Below are 15,867 nucleotides of genomic sequence, written 5' to 3'. Positions count from 1 at the left end.
CCGGCGTCGCACCGCGACCTGTCCAATATGTAACTAGGCCGTGGCCCTTAACCTGCGGTTAACCTCAAGTCACCCGCCCCATCGGTGGCAGAGAGCCTCACTCCACCGGGCCGGAGGCGACTTGCCGAACCGGCCGGGCGCTGCGGGCATCGGCGGCCTTCAAGGCCTTCCAGCTGTTCGGCTGCGCCACGAAGGCCCGCAGAGCCGCCGTGTTGGCCGCCGCTTCCTCGGGCGAAAGATCCTGGCGGGAGACGGCTTCCGCTTCGGCGAACTTGCCCTGCAGGCCGAGCACGAGGGCGAGGTTCTGGCGCACCCGCGCATCGGCGCGGGGCTGCTCCGAGGCCCGCCGCAGGGTCGCCTCGGCCTGCGCCAGCTGGCGGCCGAGGGCGTAGGAGAGCCCGAGGTTCGACAGGATGACGGGATCGTCCGGCTGGATCTTCAGCGCCGCCTCGTAGAAGCCCTGCGCCCGGGTATGGTCGTTGAGCTGGTCCGCCACCGCGCCCTGGGCCGACAGGACACGCCAGTCGGGACGCGCCGGGGTGTGGGCGTTCTGGAGAACGTCGGCCGCCTCCTGGAACCGGCCGACCTCGGACAGGCTCTTGCCGTAGGCCGCCAGAACGGTGTTGTTCTTCGGGTTGCGCAGGGCCGCCTGCTGCAGGACCGCGACGGCCTGGCTCTTCTGGTCCGTGGCCCGCAGGGCCTGGGCGTAGCGAAGGGCCAGGGACAGGTCGTTCGAGTCGGCGGCGTACTTCTCGCCCAGGGCCTCGACCTCCCGCCGGGTGATGATCGCGGGGTTCTGGGAGCGGCCGAAGCCCGGAAGGGAGATCCCCCCGATGGAGCCGGTCGTTTCCGGGGATCGGGACTGGCAGCCGGCGGCAAGCGCCGCCACCAGCGCCGCCGCCAGGACGGGCATCGGGCGCACCCGAGAGAACTTGACCAGCGGCCCGACCATGACGCGCTCCACGACGGCCCGCAGGGGCCCAGAATTTGCTCAGGCGAACGCTTCGCGCTCCCGATGCCCAGGTGATAGAGCGTTAACCCTAACCCGCCGTTAATCTCCCGGCCCTGCCCTCGCGAGTTCCATGACCCAGACCCTGTCCCGCCTCGTCGCCGATCCCGGCGACGCGATCCCGATCCTCAGCGTCACCCCGGAGACCTGGCCCCGGGTCGAAGCGTCGCTGCCGGGCCCGCAGGCGGCCTATGCCCGGGCGACGGAGTTCGCGCCGAAGGCCGGGCGGATCGCCCTCCTCCCGGCGGCCGACGGTCGTCTGGGCCGGATCCTGTTCGGCCTGGGCGATGGCAGTGATCCGCTGATCGCCGGCAAGCTTCCCGGCGCCCTTCCGCCCGGCACCTACCGCTTCGTTGCCGCGGACGGGTTCGATGACGGCGCCGCCGCTCTCGCGTGGCTCCTCGGAAGCTATCGTTTCGCGCGGTATCGCGAGGCCGGCGCCGAGCGCCCGGCCCTGGTCGTGACGGAGGGGGCCGACGGGCCAGCCATCACCCGCATCGCCGAGGCCGTGGCGCTGGGCCGCGACCTCGTGAACACGCCGGCCAACGATCTCGGTCCTGCGGAGATCGAGGCCGCGGTGCGCGCGGTTGCCGAGCGCCACGGCGCCACCGTCTCGGTCGTGACGGGGGACGATCTCGCCGCGGGGTTTCCCCTCGTCCACACGGTCGGTGCGGCCTCGCCGCGGGCCGCGCGCCTCATCGACCTGTCCTGGGGACCGACGGACGCACCGCGGGTGACCCTTGTCGGCAAGGGCGTGGCCTTCGACACGGGTGGGCTCGACATCAAGCCGTCCAGCGGCATGCTTCTGATGAAGAAGGACATGGGCGGTGCCGCCGCTGCCCTGGCGGTCGCCGACATGGTGATGGGCTCGGGCCTGAACCTGCGGCTGCGCCTGATCGTGCCGGCCGTGGAGAATGCCATCTCCGGCAGCGCCTTCCGGCCGGGCGACGTGATCCGCAGCCGGGCCGGGCTGACCGTCGAGATCGGCAACACCGATGCGGAGGGGCGGCTGATCCTCGCCGATGCCCTCGCGCTGGCGGAGGCCGACCGGCCGGAGCTGCTCCTCGACTTCGCCACCCTGACGGGGGCAGCCCGCGTCGCGCTGGGTCCCGACCTTCCGGCCTTCTTCACCGAGGACGAGGCGCTGGCCGCGGCGGTGTCCGAGGCGGGGATCGCCGTCGCCGACCCGGTCTGGCGCCTGCCGCTGCACAAGCCCTACGCGAGCCTGCTCGAGTCGAAGGTCGCCGACCTGAACAACGTCTCGGGCGGTCCCTTCGCCGGGGCGATCACGGCGGCCCTGTTCCTGCGGCGGTTCGCGCCCGGCACGCGGGCGCACGTCCATTTCGACCTCTACGGCTGGAACCCGTCCACCAAGCCCGGCCGGCCGGAGGGGGGCGAGGTGCAGACCGCCCGCCTCGTCCATGCCCTCCTCGCGCAGCGCTATCCGAAAGCCTGATCGCGGCCGCGTCCGCTGCCCGTCACGTCGCGCGTCGGCGTGCGGCTTCGCTCAGGCGCCGCGCTTCAAGCGCCGAGCATCGCCTTCTCAGATTCGTAGGCGGCCCGTACGGGCGCCTCGCCGTAGATCCGCTCCAGCCGCCGCACGGTGAAGTGCGCCCGGGCGGTGGACTGGAAGTGGTCCATGAAGGCGGCGTTGACCGCGGCGCCACCGACGGCGCCGAGAATCGGCACGGCCTGCGCCGCCACCTTCTGGGAGACCACGAGGCCGAAGCGGGCCGCGATCTGCGTCGAGAAGCGGATCAGCGCCGGTGCGGCCTCGTCGAGGAGCGCCCGATTGCCGGCGTAGCGCGCCGCCTCGACCATCGTCTTGGCGAGGGCCGCGCGGACGGCGAAGTAGCCGCTCTCGGTCAGGGCGCTGCCGGCCGCTTCGCGCCCACCCAGGGCAAAGACCTGGACGCAGGCCAGGGCATTCTCCGGATCGCTCAGATCCTCGCCCTCCTCCCGGGCGATCTGCGCGATCGAGCGCAGCATCAGGGTGGTGGAGACCGGCAGTTCGATCGCCAGGGTCGCCAAGCCGAAGGCGCCCCCAAGGGCACCGGAGACGGCGGCCATCGCCTTGTGGCCGAAGGCGCTGGAGGGCAGGTACTTCGCCAGGCGCGTCGCCGTGCGCACCGTCGCGGACTCCGCCTCGGCCGGACCGGCGAGCAGCGGGTCGGTCGGAACCGGGATCGCGCGTCCCTCCGGCAGCGTCGCCAGCGCCACCTTGAGCGAGGCGCGCATGGCGCTCTCCGTCGCCTGAGACACCGCGTCGGTGACCGGCGCGGGCAAGGCCCGACCGATCATATCCAAGGGTGCGCCGGCCACGGCCGAGAGCCGCGCCGCGAGCCCAGGCTTCTCCAGGGCTTCGACCGCGCGCCGCAGCGCTGCGCGATCGGTCTCGCTGAGGCCGGGAAGGCCCGGGCTCACGGCCGGGGTGTTGCTGATGTCGTCGACGAGTTTGATGTTGCTCACGTCTGCAATCTCATCCGTGTGCCGGGTGGGGTTTCGCGGGCCGGCCTGCGCCAGGGTGGTCCTGGCCGGTGGAAGCAAGGCCGGGGCCCCGCGGATGGTTCCCGCCGATCTCGTCGCCCGCGGCCGCTTCGGGGCGGACCGGGTCCGTCGCGGTCGCTTCGGCGGCGGACGCCGTTCGGTCACCCGCCCGGCCGACCAGCAGGCAGAGGACCACCACCGGAATGCCGACCGCCGCCGTGAAGGCGAAGAAGATCGGATATCCGTAGGCCGACACGACGAAGCCGGAGGTTCCGGCCACGAGCTTGCCCGGGAGCGCGTAGAGCGAGGAGAAGAGCGCGTACTGCGTCGCCGCGAAGCCCGGCGCGGTCAGGCTCGACATGTAGGCGATCAGCGCCATCCCGGCGAAGGAGCCGCAGAAGTTGTCGATCGAGATCGCCGCCGTGAGTCGCCAGACCTCCGGTCCGCCGAAGGAGAGCCACGAGAAGGCAAGGTTCGAGGCCGCGCCCAGGAAGGCGCCCACCACCAGGGTGGGGAACAGGCCGAACCGCGTCATGGCCCAGCCGCCCACGAAGGCGCCCGCGATGCCCACCCAGATGCCGTAGAGCTTCGAGACGGCGCCGATCTCCACGAGGGTAAACCCCACCTCCCGGTAGAGCGGGCTCGCCATCACGCCGGAGATGAAGTCCGGCAGGCGATAGAGGGCGACGAGGAGCAGGATCGCCCAGAGGCCGGCACCCAGCCGGGTGTGCAGCTCGGTGAGGGGCTCGAGCACTGCGCCCCGGAAGGTCCAGGTCCGCGCCGGGGCGGCCGGCGTCGCTTCGGTGATCGCGCGGTCATAGGCCGGGGCGAGCAGCGCCGCCACCATGCCGACGCCCATCAGGGCCGCCATCGACAGGTAGGCGACGCTCCAGCCATAGGCGCTGGCGACGAAGAGGGCTCCGGCGCCGGCCGACATCAGGGCGAGGCGGTAGCCGAGGTTCGAGGTGGCGGCCATCACCCCCTGCAGGTCCGTGCCGGCTGCGTCGATCCGCCAGCCGTCGATCACCACGTCCTGCGTCGCGGCGCAGAAGGCCACGAGGAAGGCGCCGAGGCCGAGGAGCGCCAGGCTGGTGCCGGGATCGGCGAAGGCCATGAGAGTCAGTGACAGGGCGACCGCGCACTGGGTCGCGATCATCCAGGCCCGGCGGCGGCCCAGCGCCCGGCTGAGCACCGGCACATCGAACCTGTCGATGATCGGGGCCCAGAAGAACTTCAGGCTGTAGGGGAGCGCCAGGTAGCTGAAGAGCCCGATCGATTTGACGTCGACATCCGAGTAGGCGAGGCGCGTCGAGAAGGTGCCGAGCACGAGCAGCAGCGGCAAACCCGACGAGAATCCCAGGGCAAGCATCAGCAGGATGCGGGGATCCTCGACGATGTCCCGCAGTCGGAGGCGGCGGCTCGGGATCTCCAGGGCGTCGCTTTGGGCCATGGCATGGAACTCCTGGGGGCCGAAAGGCTTGATGCCCGCGAACCATAGCAGGCCTCGTCGCCGGCCCGACACGGGGCTGTCGCCGGGCCCGCGTGCCGTGGTGCATCGCTTACCATCGGCAGCATGCCTTCCGAAATCTTAACGCGAGGTCTCGCATCTTCCTGTTAGCGGCCCGACCGCCCTCAAGTGGTTCCACGATCCAGGAGTTGACGGCGGGGTATCCCGGCAGTTCAAGTCTGTGTTCGCGCCCGAGTGGACAGGCGACGGGCCAACGTCCAGACCAACAGTTCGGGTGTCTCGTCTTGGCTGAAGCCGATCATGACGCATAGGGAAACGCCGGCCACCAGGGCACGCGGCCTCGGGATCAACGCAGGCGCATTCGTGGCGGCGTTCACCGCGAGTCCGACGCCCATGGTCCTGACCGACCCGCGCCAGCGCGACAACCCGATCGTCTGGGCGAACGATGCCTTCCTGAGCCTCACCGGCTACGCCTGGGAGGAGGTCTCCGGTCGGAACTGCCGCATGCTTCAGGGGCCCGAGACCGATGCGCGCGCCGTGCGGCGGCTGCGCGACGCGGTGAGCGCCGGGCGCCCGATCGAGATCGAGTTGGTCAATTACCGGAAGGACGGAACCTCGTTCTGGAACGGCATGACCGTGGCCCCCGTGCACGACGAGACGGGGCAGATCGTGCACTTCTATTCGGCCCAGGCCGACATGACCGGCAAGTACCGGAACGAAGTCGCGATGAAGGATGCGCACGACGAGCTCGAGAGACGGGTCGGGGAGCAGACCGCCGACCTTCGCGCCGCCCTCGAGCAGAAGACCGCGCTCCTCCACGAGGTCGACCATCGGGTCAAGAACAACCTCCAGGTCATCTCTTCGCTGATGCTGCTGAAGGCCCGGCGCACCCCGCGCGGCGAGGCCCGGGATGCCCTGCAGGGGATGGCGGAGCGCATCGGCGCTCTCTCGACCGTGCACCGGATGCTCTACTCCACCGGCGACGTCACGCGATTTGACCTGCGCGAGTTCGCCGAGGACTTCGTCTCGGAACTGGTGGCGGGGCTCGACACGGACCGAACGGCCGTCAGTGCGGAGATCGACTCGATCGCCGTGTCGGCCGCGATGGCTGCGCCCCTGGCGCTGATGATGCACGAACTGGCGACCAACGCCGTCCGGCACGCGTTCCCGGACAGCCGGCCGGGGCGCATCACGATCACCGCGCAGCGCAGCGAGGACGGCCTGCGCATGCTGATCGAGGATGACGGCGTCGGCTTAGCCGGTGGCACGCCGAACCCTGCGGGATTCGGTCGCTCCCTGGTGGAGATGGTGGTGCGCCAGCTGCGCGGCGTGATCGCCTGGAGCGACGTCGCGCCGGGCACCCGCGTCGAGATCGTCGTTCCCCTGGACGCGATCTCGCTTCAGAGTGCCATTACGGATCGGGCGCCGGGCCCGGAATGGGCATCCCCATGACCGAGACGCCCCTGCGGATTCTCGTGGTCGAGGATGAGGTCCTCATCGCCCTCGAACTGGAATGCCTGCTGGATGACCTCGGCCACATCACGGTGGGCGTTGCCGGCAGTTCAGCGGAAGCGATCGCCCTGGGGCGGGCGACCTCCCCCGACGTGGCCTTCGTGGACATCCACCTGATCGACGGCCCCACCGGCGTCGAGGTCGCCCGCGCCCTCAGCGCCGATCCTCACACCACCGTCGTGTTCATGACGGCGAACGCCAAGCGCATTCCCGATGATTTCGCCGGCGCGGTCGGAGTCATCGCGAAACCCTACTCCGAGCGCGTGGTCGCCGGTGCGCTGCGCTACGTCGCGGACCGGCGTGCGGGCCTTGCGGCCACGGTCGAGGGCCTGGACGGGTTCCGCCTGGCATCCGCGACCGAGAGCGCCGAGCGGCATCTTCCCGTGCGGTGAGATCTTCCCGTGCCTTGAGATCCGCGGCGCAGTCTTCGCCGCGCTAGCGGTTCGCAGGTCCGGCGCCGGCGGTGGCCAGGGCGCGACGGTTCTCGGCTTGGCTGCTGACTTCGCCGTAGAATTTCGTCGCATCGCCGAGCTGGATCGAGGGCTGGCAATTCGGCGTGCAGGAGTAGGATTCGCGTTCGAGGCCGCGCTGGACCGTGATCACGGCCGCCTGCGGCGCCTGCACGCTGATCGTGGATTCCGCCAGCATCTGCCCGGCGGCATCGAGGGCGATCAGGTTGGTGCTGCCGAAGCTCTTCCCGGTGAGGATCAGGACGCCGTTTCGCTGAAGGGCGACGTCGGCGATCATCGGATTTCCAACGATGACGGTCGAGGTCTTCTCCGGCAGGCGCATGACCTTGGCGTTGTCGACGGTGACCGCCACGATGGTGGGCGGCGCGTCCGGGGCCTGAGCACGCACCGGCCCGCAACCGAAGATGGCATACCCTGACAGGAGAAGCGCCGTCAGGATCCTAAGAGGGATGTGGGGCGGAAGGGTTGGGGAGTGCATCGGACGCTCACTGGACCGCACGGCGCGACGCAGATCATGATTGATCTCGGTGCATCGGGACGCACCCACCGGCCGAAGCTCGGCATCCAAGAGACATCAGTAGGGTAAACAAACCGACAACCTCGTTGTCCCCACCGAGGATACAACGCTGCCATGTAGTCGCTGCGTGAATGCAGTTTGACTGAAGTAGGCCTAGCTGTTCGCGGGAAGTCATCAAGCGGGGCGGTGAACCCGGTTGTCGATGGCGGAATGTTGCGTTTACCAAAAGCTCACCAAACCCCGACGCGATTTCCTCCGGCTGGGTTTCGGCGAACGATTTAACCCAATGGCAAGGGCACCTGGGCACACTGAACCTGTCGCCGATTGAGACGCCTACAGCGTGAACGGCACATTCACTTCCAGGGGAATTTTGCCATGACCACCATGTTCAAGCGTTTCGTGGCCGACGAGTCCGGCGCCACCGCGATCGAGTACGGCCTGATCGCTTCGCTCATCGCCGTCGCCGTCGTCACCGTCCTGGGCACGGTCGGAACGAACCTGAAAGCGACCCTGACCACCGTGGCGAACAACCTGAAGAGCTCGTAATCACGGTCCGCGCAGCCGGAAAGGTCTCGCGGCTCCGGCCCCGGTGGCCGCGCGGCGCGCTGTCGATCTTCCGATTTTGCCGGTTTCGAGGAGTATTGCGGATTGTCCGCGATGCTCCTCGCTCCGTTTTGGATCCAGAAAAACGTTTGCGCGCGAGGTCTCGAACCCCTCTCGGGTCTCGCGGCACGGACTTTTAATCCGGGTCCGGGATGGTGTGGAGAGACCGGGCCGCCCAAGGGCCTCGCACTTCCCAGAGACACAGGCCCGCACGGGGCAGGACCGAAAGCGACATGGCCAGCGTCAGTCTCCTCGTCGTGTTCCCATTCCTGATGGCCTACGCCGCCGTCAGGGACCTCCTGACGATGCTCATTCCCAACACCGTCTCGGTCGCCCTGGTCGTCGGCTTCGCGGTCTTCGCCGTCGCCACCGGCCTCGGCTGGGACGACCTCGCAGGCCATCTCGGCGCTGGCGCGGCGACCCTGGTCGTCACCTTCACGCTCTTTGCCTTCGGCGTCATCGGCGGCGGCGATGCGAAGCTCGCGGCCGCGACGGCGCTGTGGATCGGCTTCGACCAACTGGCCGGCTACCTCGTCGTCGCCTCTCTTGCCGGTGGCGTGCTGACCCTGCTGCTCCTCGCCCTGCGCCAGCAGCCTCTCCCGCCTTCCGTCGCCCGCCTCCCCTTCGTGCTTCATCTGCACGACACGAAGACCGGCGTTCCCTACGGCATCGCCCTGGCGCTCTCGGCGCTTCTAGTGCTGCCCGACACGGCGATCTGGCTCCGATTGGTCGCAGTCTGATCGGCGTTGCTTATCGGTTCGGCACTGCGTCAGACCGATTACACCTTGTTAACCGTAATTTGAGGAATGCCAGGCCACTCTGGACCGACACGGCGATGTGCCGTCGCAGGTTCGAGTTCGGCGATGAAACCAGCCAGACTGGCCGTCCTTGCCATAGCCCTCGTGGCAGGTGGTGGCGCGGCGTTGTTGATCAGTGGGGAGGACAAGCCGGTCGTGCAGCCGGCTGCCATCGTCCCGCCCCCCGTCGTGCCGATGACGGACGTGCTCGTCGCCGCCGCCGAATTGCCGATGGGCCAGAACATCCAGGCCCCGGATCTGCGCTGGCAGCCCTGGCCGAACGATGCCGTGACCACCGGCTACATCACCCGCACCAATTCGCCCCGCGGCATGGAGGAGATCGTCGGGTCGATCGCCCGGTCGAGCTTCCTCGCGGGTGAACCGATCCGGCCGCAGAAGCTCGCCCGCTCCGACGGCGGCTTCATGGCCGCGATCCTGCCCGCAGGCATGCGGGCCATCGCCGTCACGATCGATGCGATCGGTAGCAACACCGCGGGCGGCTTCATCCTCCCCAACGACCACGTGGACGTGATCCGGACCTATCGCGACGAGGAATCCTCGCGCGGGAGCGCGGAGGTGCAGGTCTCCGAGACGTTGCTCCAAGACGTGCGCGTCCTGGCTATCGGACAGATCCTCCAGGAGAAGAACGGCAACAGCGTTGCCACGGGCCAGACGGCGACGTTGGCCCTGACGCCGGCGCAGGCCGAAACCGTCACGCTGGCCCAGAAAGTCGGCCAGCTCTCGCTCTCGCTGAGGAGCCTGATGGATAGCGGGCGCGCGGCCGAGCCCCTTCTCGAGAACCGTCCGGAGACGGCCCTGACCGTGGTGCGGTTCGGCGTCGCGAAGCAGCAATCGCGACGCTGAGGGACGCACACGCACCATGATTGAGGACATGTCGATGACCCCCTCCCCCCGGCTGGCGGCGCGCCGCACCCCGCTGCTGGCCTGCCTTCTCGCGGGCCTGCTGCCCGGTGCGATGGTCGGTCCGAGCTACGGTCAGCCCTCGGGCGGACTGACGGCAGCCCCGATCCTCGCGGTCGGGACCAACGAAACGGCGACCTCGCGCCGGGTCGATCTCACCATGGGACGCTCCCTGGTGATCGATCTGCCGCGCGATGCCAAGGAGGTCTTCGTCGCCAATCCGAAGGTCGCCAACGCGGTCGTCCGCTCGACCCGGAAGGTGTTCATCATCGGCATGGAGAACGGGGCCACCTCGATCTTCATCATGGATGCCGAGGGTCGGCAGATCACCGCCCTCGACGTCACGGTGGCGCGCGACCTCAACGTGCTGCGCCAGACCCTCAACCAGAGCATCACGGGAGGGCGCTTCGACGTGCGCGCCGCCGGGGACTCGGTCGTGCTGACCGGGACCGTCAATTCGGCGTCCGAGGCGGCCCAGGCCCTCGACATCGCCAATGCCTTCGTGGGGATCTCGGGTTCCGGCCCCGCGGCGCGCGGCGCCGTCATCAACAACCTGACGATCCGCGGCAAGGATCAGGTCATGCTGCGCGTCACCGTGGTGGAGGTGTCGCGCACGGTCCTGAAGCAGTTCGGCGTCAATCTCAGCGGCGGCTGGTCCGGGCTGAACCTCGTGAACACGGCGCCGCTCGCCCTGAACGGCGGCTCGTTCCCGACGGGCAACCTCCTGTCCGGAACGATCAACGGACCGGGCGGAGCGAACCTCACGGCGACGCTGCGGGCCTTCGAGCAGGCGGGCGTCTCTCGCGTCCTGGCCGAGCCGACGCTCACGGCGATCTCAGGCGAGTCCGCCACCTTCACGGCCGGTGGGCAGATCCCGGTTCCGTCGAACCTGAGCTGTACCTCGGTCGGCACCAGCACGATCCAGACCTGCGTTCCGAGCGTGAGCTACAAGGATTACGGCGTCAGCCTCAACTTCACGCCCGTGGTTCTGGCGGAGAACAAGATTTCGGTGCGCGTGGGCACGCAGGTCACCGAGATCGACCAGCAGAACGCCTTGAACCTGAACTTCACCGGCACCACCACGGCCGTGCCGGGCTTCACCGTCCGCAAGTCGGAGACCACGATCGAGCTCGCCTCGGGCGCGACGATGATGACCGCCGGTCTGATCCAGCAGCGCAATAAGGCGGCGATCACCGGTCTGCCGGGGCTGATCAACCTGCCGATCATCGGCGCGCTCTTCCGGTCGCGCGATTACCAGCGGCAGGAAACCGAGCTGATGATCATGGTCACGCCCTACATCGCCAAGCCGATGGAGCCGCGCCAAGTCTCCCGCCCGGATGACGGTTTCGTCGATGCGCAGGATGCGCAGGCCATCCTGCTCGGGCGCTTCAACCGCCTCTACGGCGTCGCCGGCGCCAGTCCCCTGGGCACCGCCTATCGCGGCCGCGTCGGCTTCATCACCGATTAGTTCGGCGCACTCGCAACCGTATCCAGACGCTCCGGCCCCGGCATCAGCAGGACCCTCCCCCGATGTCCACCTCTTCCCTCCGCAGCCCGCTGGCCCTCGTGGCCGTGGCCGGCGTCGCCGCCCTCCTCGGGGCTTGTCGCGCCGATCCCGTCGTGACCACCGGCTCGCTCTATCCGGCCGATTACCGCGCGCGGCATCCCCTGGCTCTCGCCGAGGGCGTGCGCACCCTCGACGTGTTCGTCACCGGCACGGGTCATATCGATCCGCGCCAGGCCGCCGACGTCGACGCGTTCCTCTTGGAATACCGGCGCTATGGACGCGGGACTCTGGCCCTCGACGTTCCTGCCGGCGGCACGCCCGTCACGGCCGCCGCCGTGGAGCGCACGGCCGCGGCCCTGCGTCGGATGAGCCTGGACGGCGGCGTCTCCGATCGTCAGGTCGTGGCCGCCCGCTATGCAGTGGCAAATCCCAACCTCGCGGCGCCCCTCCGCCTCAGCTTCCAGCGCATGGAAGCCAAGGTCGGGAGCCAGTGCGGAACCTGGCCGCAGGATCTCGGCGTCGGTGATCCCGGCTTCAGCGGTCGCAACGAGGCGTACTGGAACTTCGGCTGCGCGACGCAGTCGAACGTTGCCGCCCAGATCGCGGATCCCGTCGATCTCGTCCGGGCCCGCCCGGAGGGTCGGATCGATACGATCCGGCGCACGAACGACATCGGCAAGATCCGCGACGGCAAGGATCCGTCAATCGAATGGCGTCAGGATGGGAAGACCTCGATCAAGGCGCAGGTCTCCCAATAACCGCGCTCAGCGGGCGCTCCGCCTCACCCGCGACCTGACCCGTCTTCGCTCCCGCATCGGCGGCAACCTGAACCGGAATTTCCTTCATGACGGATCTGAACGAGACGTCCGAGCGCATCATCGCTCCCGTACCGCGGATCACGATTCAGGCGTTCTGCGAGACGCAGGAAAGTGCGGCGCTGATCGAATCGGCCGGCTCGGACCGACGCCTTCAGAAGGCGCACATCAAGGTTCAGATGGGCGGCGGCGCCGCGGCGGTCGAAGCGTATCGGCATGCCCCGACGCCGAACGTCATCGTCATCGAGACCCAGGGCGCGAAGTCGCGCCCGCTGGAATGCCTCGATTCGCTGGCCGAGGTCTGCGACGAGGGAACGAAGGTCGTGGTCATCGGGCACGTCAACGACGTCGCGCTCTACCGGCAGTTCATCCAGCGCGGCGTCAGCGAGTACCTGATGGCGCCGGTGCGTCCCATCGATCTCATCCAGGCGATCTCGGACCTGTTCACGGCACCGGGTGCCAAGCCGGTCGGGCGCACCGTCGCCGTCGTGGGCGCGAAGGGCGGTGTCGGCGTCTCAACCCTCGCGCACAACCTAGCCTGGACGATCGGTCGCGAACAGGACACCGCGACGGTCATCGCCGACCTCGATATCGCCTTCGGGACCGCGAGCCTGAACTTCAACCAGGATCCGCCCCAGGGCATCGCGGAAGCCGTGTTCGCGCCGGACCGCCTGGATTCGAACCTTCTCGACCGGCTGCTGTCGAAGTGCAGCGACAACCTTTCGCTCCTTGCTGCCCCCGCCACCCTGGACCGCACCACCGATCTTGCCGAGCCGGCCTTCGACCACCTGCTCGACCTGTTGCGGGCCGCGGTGCCGTGCGTCGTCCTCGACGTGCCGCATCAGTGGACCGCCTGGTCGCGCCGGCTGATGATCAGCGCCGACGAGATCCTGATCGTCGCGAGCCCCGAGCTTGCCGCCCTGCGCAACACCAAGAACCTGCTGACGCTCCTGCAGCAGCACCGCCCGAATGACCGCAAACCCCGGATCATCCTCAACGGTGTCGGTGTGCCCAAGCGTCCCGAGATCGCCGCGGCCGAGTTCGCGAAATCGCTCGACACCACGATCACCGCTTCGATTCCCTTCGACGCCGCGCTGTTCGGGACCGCCGCCAATAACGGGCAGATGATCGGCGAGGTGCAGGCCAACGCGAAGGCGGCCGAGATCTACTCGTCGCTCGCCGCCTCGATCACCGGCCGCGCCGAACTGCGCCGTGCGCGCCCGAACCTGTTCGAGCCCCTGCTCTCCAAACTCGCCCGTCGCAAGGCGTCGTGATGCCCCGGCCTGCTCATCGTGACCTAACCGCCAGGAGGCTGCACCATGTTCGGTAGACGATCCGGCAGCGCGGCGGTGCTGGCGCCGCGTCCGGCGGCCGTGGTCGACAAACCGCAAGTCTCGCTCCCGGTCCACGACGATTCCGCCCTGCGTCCCCGCGCGGAGGCACCCCGCCGGCCCGAACCCGTGCCCATCATGGAGTCGGTGAAGTCGGAGGATTACTTCCGCACCAAGAGCATGATCTTCGGGGCGTTGATCGAGGCGATCGATCTATCCCAGCTCTCCCGTCTTGATGCGGAGTCGGCGCGCGAGGAAATCCGCGACATCGTCTCGGAGATCATCGGGCTCAAGAACATCGTCCTGTCGATCGCCGAGCAGGAAGAACTGCTCGACGACATCTGCAACGACGTGCTCGGCTACGGCCCGCTCGAACCGCTGCTGGCCCGCGACGACATCGCCGACATCATGGTCAATGGCGCCAGCCGGGCCTTCATCGAAGTCGGTGGCAAGATCCAGCTGACCAACGTCCGCTTCCGCGACAACCAACAATTGATGAACATCTGCCAGCGGATCGTGAGTCAGGTCGGCCGGCGCGTCGACGAAGCCTCGCCGATCTGTGACGCCCGTCTGCCGGACGGGTCGCGCGTCAACATCATCGCGCCCCCGCTGGCCATCGATGGGCCGGTGCTGACGATTCGTAAGTTCAAGAAGGACAAGCTGACCCTCGACCAGCTCGTGAGCTTCGGTGCGATCTCGCCGGAAGGTGCCCGCATCCTCCAGATCATCGGCCGCGTCCGGTGCAACGTCGTCATCTCGGGCGGTACCGGATCCGGTAAGACCACGCTGCTGAACTGCCTGACCCGCTACATCGACGCCGACGAGCGCATCATCACCTGTGAGGATGCGGCGGAGTTGCAGCTGCAGCAGGCGCACGTGGTACGTCTCGAAACCCGGCCTCCCAACATGGAGGGCTCCGGGCAGGTCACCATGCGCGACCTCGTCAAGAACTGCCTGCGCATGCGGCCCGAGCGGATCATCGTCGGCGAGGTCCGCGGCCCGGAGGCGTTCGATCTCCTGCAGGCCATGAACACCGGTCACGACGGCTCGATGGGTACGCTGCACGCGAACTCCCCGCGCGAAGCCTTGGCGCGTATCGAATCGATGATCACCATGGGCGGCTTCAGCCTGCCGTCCCGGACGCTGCGCGAGATGATCTGCGGCTCCATCGACATCATCGTGCAGGCCACCCGCCTGCGCGACGGTTCGCGCCGGATCACTCACATCACCGAAGTGATGGGCCTTGAGGGTGACGTCATCATTACCCAGGATCTCTTCCTGTACGACGTGCTCGGCGAGGACGCGAACGGCAAGCTCATCGGGCGCCATCGCTCCACGGGGATCGGCCGTCCCCGCTTCTGGGAGCGCGCCCGCTACTATGGCGAGGACGAAGCGCTGGCCGCGGCCCTCGATGCGGCCAGCGCAGGCGGGAGCGGGCTGTGAACGCCAGCGGTCTGGCCCTCGCCTCCGGTCTCCTCGCGCTCACGGCCGGGGGACTCGCCTACGTCTTCGTTTTTCCCTACCTCTCCGGCGAGAAGCGCTCCGCCGAGCGGCGCAGGACCGTCAGCGTCGTGGCAGCGCCCGGAAACCGGGTCGCGACAGTCAATCGCCGCGAGCAGGTCGCGAAGAGCCTCAAGGAAGTCGAGGCCAAGCGCGAAGGCACCAAGGTCACGCTGGAGCTGAAGCTGGCCCGCGCCGGCCTGTCCTGGTCGCGCAATCAGTATCTCACTGTCTCCGCGGTGATGGCGGTGGTGTTCGGTCTGGTGATCCTGATCGCGACCGGAAATCCCCTCGCGGGCCTCGGCGCCGTCTTCGCCGGCGGCTTCGGCATGCCCCTCTGGCTCATCACCTATCTGCGCAAGCGGCGGATCAAGGCCTTCATCAACGAACTGCCGACGGCGATCGACATCATCACCCGCGGCGTGCGCGCGGGTATCCCGGTGGGCGACTGCTTCCGGATCATCTCGCGGGAAGCCGAGGAGCCGATCCGCAGCGAATTCCGTCAGGTGGTCGAATCGCAGACCCTTGGCCTCTCCCTCGGCGACGCCCTGATGAAGATGCACGAGCGCGTTCCCGTATCGGACGTCAACTTCTTCGCCATCGTGATCAGCATCCAGGCAAAGTCCGGCGGCAATCTGTCGGAGGCCCTCGCGAATCTGTCTCGGGTCCTGCGGGAGCGCAAGAAGATGGCCGGGAAGATCCAGGCGATGAGCATGGAGGCGAAGGCCTCCGGCGGCATCATCGCGGCGCTTCCCTTCATCGTCGCCCTCCTGACATACCTGTCGAGCCCGGACTACATCTCTCTGCTCTGGCGGACGGATATTGGTAAGCTCGCCCTGGTCGGCTCGGCGATCTGGATGTCGCTCGGAGTCTTCACGATGAAGAAGATGATCAGCTTCGACGTCTGACACTTCGATGCCACTTAAGTCC

The 15,867-nt window shown here is 68.3% G+C and carries 15 protein-coding genes; 11 read left to right on the top strand and 4 right to left on the bottom strand.

All coding sequences use genetic code 11. From position 1 onward, the window contains the following. Positions 1 to 97: 97 nt before the first annotated feature. Positions 98 to 952, bottom strand: a complete 855-nt coding sequence (locus AC0IY1_RS23395; RefSeq protein WP_103708795.1) for a tetratricopeptide repeat protein — start codon at positions 950 to 952, stop codon at positions 98 to 100. Between the two features lie 130 nt (positions 953 to 1,082). Here AC0IY1_RS23395 and AC0IY1_RS23390 point away from each other — a divergent pair, with 130 nt between their 5' ends. Further along, a complete protein-coding gene (locus tag AC0IY1_RS23390) occupies positions 1,083 to 2,465 on the top strand; it encodes a leucyl aminopeptidase family protein (RefSeq protein ID WP_471772807.1) in 1,383 nt (460 codons plus the stop codon). Between the two features lie 65 nt (positions 2,466 to 2,530). Here the strand turns inward: AC0IY1_RS23390 and AC0IY1_RS23385 are convergent, their stop codons facing one another. Together AC0IY1_RS23385 and AC0IY1_RS23380 are read right to left on the bottom strand one after the other, a co-directional pair. After that, positions 2,531 to 3,469, bottom strand: coding sequence for an EcsC family protein (locus AC0IY1_RS23385; protein ID WP_471772835.1), 939 nt, complete (start codon positions 3,467 to 3,469; stop codon positions 2,531 to 2,533). A gap of 19 nt (positions 3,470 to 3,488) precedes the next feature. Next, entirely contained in the window at positions 3,489 to 4,946 is a 1,458-nt protein-coding gene (locus tag AC0IY1_RS23380; RefSeq protein WP_103708918.1) for an AmpG family muropeptide MFS transporter, read from the bottom strand. Between the two features lie 318 nt (positions 4,947 to 5,264). Here AC0IY1_RS23380 and AC0IY1_RS23375 point away from each other — a divergent pair, with 318 nt between their 5' ends. Then, on the top strand, positions 5,265 to 6,416 hold the full coding sequence (locus AC0IY1_RS23375) for a PAS domain-containing protein (RefSeq protein ID WP_055952249.1): 1,152 nt from the start codon (positions 5,265 to 5,267) through the stop codon (positions 6,414 to 6,416). Beyond that, entirely contained in the window at positions 6,413 to 6,868 is a 456-nt protein-coding gene (locus tag AC0IY1_RS23370) for a response regulator (RefSeq protein WP_244477298.1), read from the top strand. The genes AC0IY1_RS23375 and AC0IY1_RS23370 overlap by 4 nt, the downstream gene beginning before the upstream one ends. 43 nt (positions 6,869 to 6,911) lie before the next feature. Here the strand turns inward: AC0IY1_RS23370 and AC0IY1_RS23365 are convergent, their stop codons facing one another. Then, the gene (locus AC0IY1_RS23365) at positions 6,912 to 7,424 is read right to left on the bottom strand and encodes a pilus assembly protein N-terminal domain-containing protein (protein WP_103708799.1); all 513 of its coding nucleotides are present in this window, start codon (positions 7,422 to 7,424) and stop codon (positions 6,912 to 6,914) included. 414 nt (positions 7,425 to 7,838) lie between these two features. Here AC0IY1_RS23365 and AC0IY1_RS23360 point away from each other — a divergent pair, with 414 nt between their 5' ends. From AC0IY1_RS23360 to AC0IY1_RS23325, 8 genes are all read left to right on the top strand, one after another. Beyond that, positions 7,839 to 8,009: a Flp family type IVb pilin gene (locus AC0IY1_RS23360; RefSeq protein WP_103708800.1), complete on the top strand. Its 171-nt coding sequence runs from the start codon at positions 7,839 to 7,841 to the stop codon at positions 8,007 to 8,009. Between the two features lie 290 nt (positions 8,010 to 8,299). Continuing rightward, positions 8,300 to 8,806 (top strand): A24 family peptidase, encoded by a 507-nt coding sequence (locus AC0IY1_RS23355; RefSeq protein WP_471772804.1) that lies wholly within the window; start codon positions 8,300 to 8,302, stop codon positions 8,804 to 8,806. Between the two features lie 123 nt (positions 8,807 to 8,929). Beyond that, complete coding sequence (gene cpaB, locus AC0IY1_RS23350) at positions 8,930 to 9,727, top strand: Flp pilus assembly protein CpaB (RefSeq protein WP_055952238.1); 798 nt, start codon at positions 8,930 to 8,932, stop codon at positions 9,725 to 9,727. 34 nt (positions 9,728 to 9,761) lie between these two features. Beyond that, on the top strand, positions 9,762 to 11,252 hold the full coding sequence (locus AC0IY1_RS23345) for a type II and III secretion system protein family protein (protein WP_055952235.1): 1,491 nt from the start codon (positions 9,762 to 9,764) through the stop codon (positions 11,250 to 11,252). A 62-nt stretch (positions 11,253 to 11,314) separates the two neighbouring features. Then, positions 11,315 to 12,049: a CpaD family pilus assembly protein gene (locus tag AC0IY1_RS23340; protein ID WP_471772802.1), complete on the top strand. Its 735-nt coding sequence runs from the start codon at positions 11,315 to 11,317 to the stop codon at positions 12,047 to 12,049. Between the two features lie 86 nt (positions 12,050 to 12,135). Further along, the gene (locus AC0IY1_RS23335; RefSeq protein WP_055952229.1) at positions 12,136 to 13,380 is read left to right on the top strand and encodes a CpaE/TadZ family protein; all 1,245 of its coding nucleotides are present in this window, start codon (positions 12,136 to 12,138) and stop codon (positions 13,378 to 13,380) included. A 45-nt stretch (positions 13,381 to 13,425) separates the two neighbouring features. Beyond that, a complete protein-coding gene (locus AC0IY1_RS23330) occupies positions 13,426 to 14,880 on the top strand; it encodes a CpaF family protein (RefSeq protein ID WP_055952226.1) in 1,455 nt (484 codons plus the stop codon). Continuing rightward, positions 14,877 to 15,845, top strand: coding sequence for a type II secretion system F family protein (locus AC0IY1_RS23325; protein ID WP_471772799.1), 969 nt, complete (start codon positions 14,877 to 14,879; stop codon positions 15,843 to 15,845). The genes AC0IY1_RS23330 and AC0IY1_RS23325 overlap by 4 nt, the downstream gene beginning before the upstream one ends. Positions 15,846 to 15,867 lie beyond the last annotated feature (22 nt).

The sequence above is a fragment of the Methylobacterium sp. AC690 genome, assembly GCF_979256535.1.
The sequence above is the reverse complement of the archived record's forward strand: the minus strand, read 5'-3'. Positions and strand labels throughout refer to the sequence as shown.

Coding starts and splice junctions, on each gene's coding strand:
- AC0IY1_RS23380 (WP_103708918.1), bottom strand. CDS start 4,946: ATGGCCCAAAGCGACGCCCTGGAGATCCCGAGCCGCCGCCTCCGACTG.
- AC0IY1_RS23345 (WP_055952235.1), top strand. CDS start 9,762: ATGACCCCCTCCCCCCGGCTGGCGGCGCGCCGCACCCCGCTGCTGGCC.
- AC0IY1_RS23360 (WP_103708800.1), top strand. CDS start 7,839: ATGACCACCATGTTCAAGCGTTTCGTGGCCGACGAGTCCGGCGCCACC.
- AC0IY1_RS23395 (WP_103708795.1), bottom strand. CDS start 952: ATGGTCGGGCCGCTGGTCAAGTTCTCTCGGGTGCGCCCGATGCCCGTC.
- AC0IY1_RS23370 (WP_244477298.1), top strand. CDS start 6,413: ATGACCGAGACGCCCCTGCGGATTCTCGTGGTCGAGGATGAGGTCCTC.
- cpaB (WP_055952238.1), top strand. CDS start 8,930: ATGAAACCAGCCAGACTGGCCGTCCTTGCCATAGCCCTCGTGGCAGGT.
- AC0IY1_RS23365 (WP_103708799.1), bottom strand. CDS start 7,424: ATGCACTCCCCAACCCTTCCGCCCCACATCCCTCTTAGGATCCTGACG.
- AC0IY1_RS23340 (WP_471772802.1), top strand. CDS start 11,315: ATGTCCACCTCTTCCCTCCGCAGCCCGCTGGCCCTCGTGGCCGTGGCC.
- AC0IY1_RS23390 (WP_471772807.1), top strand. CDS start 1,083: ATGACCCAGACCCTGTCCCGCCTCGTCGCCGATCCCGGCGACGCGATC.
- AC0IY1_RS23375 (WP_055952249.1), top strand. CDS start 5,265: ATGACGCATAGGGAAACGCCGGCCACCAGGGCACGCGGCCTCGGGATC.
- AC0IY1_RS23330 (WP_055952226.1), top strand. CDS start 13,426: ATGTTCGGTAGACGATCCGGCAGCGCGGCGGTGCTGGCGCCGCGTCCG.
- AC0IY1_RS23355 (WP_471772804.1), top strand. CDS start 8,300: ATGGCCAGCGTCAGTCTCCTCGTCGTGTTCCCATTCCTGATGGCCTAC.
- AC0IY1_RS23335 (WP_055952229.1), top strand. CDS start 12,136: ATGACGGATCTGAACGAGACGTCCGAGCGCATCATCGCTCCCGTACCG.